Genomic DNA, 3,531 nt, shown 5'->3' with positions numbered 1-3,531 from the left:
GACACATCGCCCGGACCCAACCGGCAGTAGTGCTCGCCGTCGTGCACGACCTCACCCTCGCCGCGCGTATCGCCGACCATGTCGTCGCGCTCGCCAACGGAGACATCTACGCCACCGGTGCTCCGGCCGAGGTCATCACGACCGGCCTGCTCGAAGACGTCTACTACGTCACCGGCTCCGTGCACACCGCCGACGACGGCACGCTCGCCGTCGCGGCCACCGACAGCCTATGACCGGACCCCGGTCGGAATTCGCCTCCGGGCACACGAGCTCTCCTAGACTGCCCGAGCATGGCAACCACGGCCGCCAGAGCGGGGGCAATCCCGGTCACTCCGACATTGCTGATCAGCATCGGGGTGTTGCTGTTGATCGCCACCGGAGTCGTCGCCTTCGGCCGATACGCGTCCTGGCGGGCGGTCCTGACCGCCGGGGTTCGCGCGGTCGCCCAGCTACTGGTTGTATCGCTGTTGATCACCCAGATCGTCCGGGTCGAGGCGTTGACAGGACTGTTCGTCTTCGTGATGTTCGCGATCGCGGCGCGAACATCGGGCAGGCGCATCACCGCCGATCACACGTGGTGGCGAGCGGGCCTATCGATTGCTGCCGGTGTCGGTCCGGTTGTTGCCGTGATACTTGCCAGCGGTGCGGTCCCCATGACCGGGTTGGTCCTCATCCCGCTGGTGGGGCAACTGATCGGTGGCGCGCTGACCGCGACCTCGATCGCCGGTCGGCGGCTACTCGACGAGCTCGAGCAACGCCACGGTGAGGTCGAAGCGGCCTTGTCGCTGGGGCTCACCGACACCGAGGCGCGTTTGGAGATCGCCCGCCCGGTAGCGAGCGCGGCGCTGTCTCCCGCGCTGGACCAAACCCGGACTGTGGGCACCGTGACCTTACCGGGCGCGTTCGTGGGCATGCTGCTCGGCGGAGCCACACCCATCCAGGCCGGCGCTGTTCAACTATTCGTCTTGATTGGCTTGCTCGCGGTGGAAGCCATCGCCATCCAGACCACCCTGATCATCGTGGCACGCGGTCACCTCACCAGAACCGTCACGACCACCAGTCGCCCCGTCCTCTGGCTGCTGCACAATCGGCGAATCCCTAAAGAAAAGCCAACCGACGACAACAAGTAGCAATCCACTTACCTACCGCTCAGACCGTCAAGTCGGTTCTGCGCAGTTGCGGCGAATAAACTCCAACCTCCTATCAGATAGGTTAGCCTAACCATTCATTGCTGAGGAACCATTCGAGGAGTCGCAGTGTGGGCTGATGCGGTGCCGAATCTGCTCATCGGTTTGCGGGACGGCCTCGAAGCCGGCCTGGTGATCAGCCTGTTGCTTGCAGCGGTACGCAGGGTCGGCCAGGAACAGACGGAGCGGGTTCGACCCGCGACGGCACCGATTTGGGTCGGGGTTATCGCGGCGGCGATGCTGGCACTGAGCTTCGGTGCGGTACTGACTTTCTACAGCTCGGTGCTATCCACCTCGACACAGGACGTCATTAGTGGAGTGCTGAGTATCGTGGCGGTCGGTCTGGTCACGTGGATGATCTTCTGGATGCGCCAAACCGCTGCCTCGCCCTCCGGTGAGATCCGCGCGAGAATCACCAGCGCGGTCGGTATCAGCGCCGCTGCTTTGGCGTTGACCGCGTTTTTGTCGGTTGGGCGCGAGGGCCTGGAAATGGCACTGTTTCTCTGGACAGCCGCCCAGGCGCTCGGGGAGACCGTGGCGCCGGCGATCGGTACGTTGATCGGTCTGGTCGCGGCAGTCGTATTGTGTGTCCTGCTGTACCGCTCGGCGATCCGTATCCGGCTCGGTGTGTTCTTCAACCGCACCGCCGTGCTCCTGGTGATCATCGCCGCGGGGGTCTTCGCCTACGGACTGCGCGATCTCCAAGATGCCGGAGTTCTTCCCGGTCATACTTGGATCGCGTTCGATCTCTCGGCGCACGTGGATCCATCCTCCTGGTGGGTGTCCATCATCACCGGGGTCACCGCGCTGTCTCCGACGATGACCTGGCTGCAGGCGGTCGCCTACGTTGTCTACTTGGGCACCGTGCTGGTGTTACTCGCCCGGGCGAAGCAGCTGCCGACCAGGCGTGGCGAACCGCAGGCCAGTACGAGACGCGAGCGCACCACGCACTGGAGCCGGGTAACCGTGTTAATCGCGGTGATCAGCGCGCTGGTGCTGCCGCCTGCTGCGGCGGCGTCGGTGATTCTGATCGGTGAACACGAGACCATCGGTGCCCAACGCATCGAAGTCACCGCGAACTCCTGTGCTGCGGGTTTCCGGCAAGCCCATTCAGGCGGTCAGACCTACACGGTGGACAACAAATCCGGCCATACCGCAGAGGTCAACCTCGTCCAGTCAGCCAATGAAGGCATCGTGGCCGAAATCGAGACCCTGGGCCCAGCTACCCAGCAAAGCTTGCCCGTGCAGTTGAGCAACGGTGACTACCAGTGGCGGTGTCTGCTCTCCGGGCGCCCGACAACCGTCTCACCGGTCGCACACATAACCGGTGGCGCTGCAGCCGGACCACCACCGGTGAAACTGCTCGACATTCGAGAACTCGATCCCGCCGTTGCGCAATACCGCAGCTATGTCGCCGGTCAACTGGCTATCCTCGACCAGCAGGTGGCCCAACTGCGCAACGATCTCGACGCCGGCGACCTGCTCCGGGCCCGTACTGACTGGCTACCCGCCCAACTAACCTGGGAACGGGTGGGCGGCGGCATACGGCAGTTTCGGCGACACCGCCGACGCGATCGACGGCCTGCCACAAGGACTGCCTGGTGGAGTCAACGATCCGGCGTTCACCGGGCTACACCGCATCGAATACGGCCTCTGGCACGACCAACAAGCCCGGGTACTGCGGCCACTCGCGGGGAAACTGACCGGCGATGTGCAGCATCTGCGCGATACACTCACACAAGTCACGGTCGATCCTACGGGTCTGCTGCAAGATCAGGTGACAGTTTTTAGGCCGCCTGGTTGGCGGTTTGGGACATGATGATGTCGTATTCGGTGGGAGTCAATTTTCCGAGTGCGTTCTGCCGTCGGTGTCGGTGGTAGGTGCGTTCGATCCAGGTGACGATCGCGATCCGCAGTTCGTCTTGGGTGGTCCAGCGGCGGCGGTTGAGGACGTTCTTTTGTAGCAGCGAGAAGAAGCTCTCCATAGCGGCGTTGTCGCCCGCTGAACCGACCTGGCCCATCGATCCGACCAGGCCGTGCCGGTGCAGTGCGGCGGTAAATTTCCGGCTCCGAAATTGCGATCCCCGGTCGCTGTGAACCACGCAGCCAGCGACGTGGCCACGCCGCGCGATCGCCGTCTCCAGCGCTGCTACGGCCAGTCGGGACTTCATGCGGTCGCTGATCGCATAGCCGACGATCCGGTTGGAGTAGGCGTCCTTGATCGCGCAAACGTACAACTTCCCCTCATCGGCTTGAGTTCTAACCGTCGTCGCAACGTTGGTCTTGTGTTGAGGTTACCAGTTGGGTGAATCGTTCGGTTGGTGTGTCCCAGTTCAGGCATTTT

Annotated in this window: 2 protein-coding genes and 3 pseudogenes; 4 read left to right on the top strand and 1 reads right to left on the bottom strand. The window is 63.5% G+C overall.

Annotation, left to right across the window (positions count from 1 at the left end):
* From A37U_RS47585 to A37U_RS55255, 4 genes and pseudogenes are all read left to right on the top strand, one after another.
* Positions 1–233, top strand: a pseudogene (locus tag A37U_RS47585) (hypothetical protein); the annotation flags it as partial.
* A gap of 57 nt (positions 234–290) precedes the next feature.
* Positions 291–1,130 carry an ABC transporter permease gene (locus A37U_RS0139000; RefSeq protein WP_020502083.1) on the top strand — a complete coding sequence of 280 codons (840 nt, stop codon included), beginning with the start codon at positions 291–293 and terminating at the stop codon, positions 1,128–1,130.
* Between the two features lie 126 nt (positions 1,131–1,256).
* Positions 1,257–2,054: pseudogene (efeU, locus tag A37U_RS55260) on the top strand (iron uptake transporter permease EfeU); the annotation flags it as partial.
* Between the two features lie 706 nt (positions 2,055–2,760).
* Entirely contained in the window at positions 2,761–3,006 is a 246-nt protein-coding gene (locus tag A37U_RS55255) for an imelysin family protein (protein ID WP_157183317.1), read from the top strand.
* Here A37U_RS55255 and A37U_RS47575 read toward each other — a convergent pair.
* Positions 2,975–3,445, bottom strand: a pseudogene (locus A37U_RS47575) (IS3 family transposase); the annotation flags it as partial. The gene A37U_RS55255 and the pseudogene A37U_RS47575 sit on opposite strands and share 32 nt — an antisense overlap.
* Between the last annotated feature and the right edge of the window lie 86 nt (positions 3,446–3,531).

This window comes from Sciscionella marina DSM 45152, from assembly GCF_000379465.1.
Classification (GTDB): domain Bacteria; phylum Actinomycetota; class Actinomycetes; order Mycobacteriales; family Pseudonocardiaceae; genus Sciscionella; species Sciscionella marina.
Note: the sequence above shows the minus strand (reverse complement) of the source record. Positions and strands in the feature narration are given on the sequence as shown.

Coding starts and splice junctions, on each gene's coding strand:
- A37U_RS0139000 (WP_020502083.1), top strand. CDS start 291: ATGGCAACCACGGCCGCCAGAGCGGGGGCAATCCCGGTCACTCCGACA.